This is a genomic window from Pseudomonas sp. GW821-FHT07G10 (genome assembly GCF_059418545.1).
Map to the genome: position 1 here is coordinate 1 of NZ_JBWKQB010000067.1, position 1,398 is coordinate 1,398.

Below are 1,398 nucleotides of genomic sequence, written 5' to 3' on the forward strand. Positions count from 1 at the left end.
AAAGCAATGGGATGGACTCCTCCTCACTTCGGCATCTTGAGTGCCAGACTGAAGGTGCGAACCACAGTCAACCGTGAGAAGGAGTCCACACATGAAGCTTATGCGCATTGGGGTCGACCTGGCCAAGAACGTGTTTCAGATCCACGGTGTGGATTGCCATGAGAAGCCGGTCTGGCGGCAGCGGCTATCACGTGATCGCTGGCTGCAAACGGTGCTGGAAAAGGTAGAACCTGGTTGTGAGATCGGCATGGAGAGTTGCGGCGGGGCCCATCATTGGGCGCGGCAACTCGAAGCTCGCGGATTTCGAGTCAAGCTGATCGCCCCCCAGTTCGTTAAACCCTATGTCAAAAGCAACAAGAACGACGCGAACGATGCCGAGGCGATCTGTGAAGCGATGAGCCGTCCCAGCATGCGCTTCGTCGCCATCAAGACGATCGAACAACAGGATATCCAGGCGACGCATCGCATCCGGGCCGGCTTGATCGAACAGCGGACGGCCAAAGCCAATCAGATCCGTGGGCTGGTCGCCGAGTACGGTCTCGTTGCACCGAAGGACTTGCTGATGCTGCGTCGCGCAATACCGTGCTGGCTAGAAGATGCGGATAACGGTTTGACGGCACGCTTTCGTCGTCTACTGGATGGTTTGTGGGACGACCTTCGTGCGCTGGATGGGCGCGTATGCAAGCTCGACGGCGAGATCACTGCGATCGCGACAAACGAGCCGTCCGCCGTTCGCCTTCAACAGCTGCGCGGTGTCGGTCCAATGATCGCCACAGCGCTCGTCGTCGCTCTCGGTGATGCCCGTCAGTTTGCCAATGGCCGACAGTTTGCCGCCTCGCTGGGACTGACACCGAGGCAACACAGTTCTGGTGGTAAGGATCGACTGCTCGGTATCAGCAAGCGCGGTGATGCGTATCTGCGAACATTGATGGTGCATGGCGCACGCTCGGCGCTACGCACAGCCAAATCCAAAGAGGATCGACTCAGCCAGTGGGCCGTTCGTTTAGCCGAGCGATCGCATCCCAATGTGGCCGCTATTGCGCTGGCCAACAAAACTGCACGCATGGCTTGGGCGATGCTGCGTTACGGCACTGATTACCAACCGAATCAGGCAGCGGCCTGATCTATTTACCCGACGTGTTCTACGAGAGAAACAACTCTTAACCACGATTGCGAAGCAACCTGAACGATGGCAAACCGGTCGAACCGGCGTCGGCAAAACCCTCGAATGTCCAAGTGCGAAAAGCACGAAAAAGCGATCGGGAGCCGGCGCGCGAATAGCCCATCATGGCCCTGCATCGAAACGATGCCGTATTTAGAGGCCGAATATACGTGTGCAGTCGGCACGGGCGCCAAAGCAAAAGGGGCTTGCAATGAGGAGGAGTCCATATACGGACA

General features: G+C 57.7%; 1 protein-coding gene. It reads left to right on the plus strand.

The annotated features are described in order from the left end of the window. Positions 1-91 precede the first annotated feature (91 nt). Positions 92-1,123, plus strand: a complete 1,032-nt coding sequence (locus AC07O1_RS30325) for an IS110 family RNA-guided transposase (RefSeq protein WP_495091189.1) — start codon at positions 92-94, stop codon at positions 1,121-1,123. The last annotated feature ends 275 nt before the right edge of the window (positions 1,124-1,398 follow it).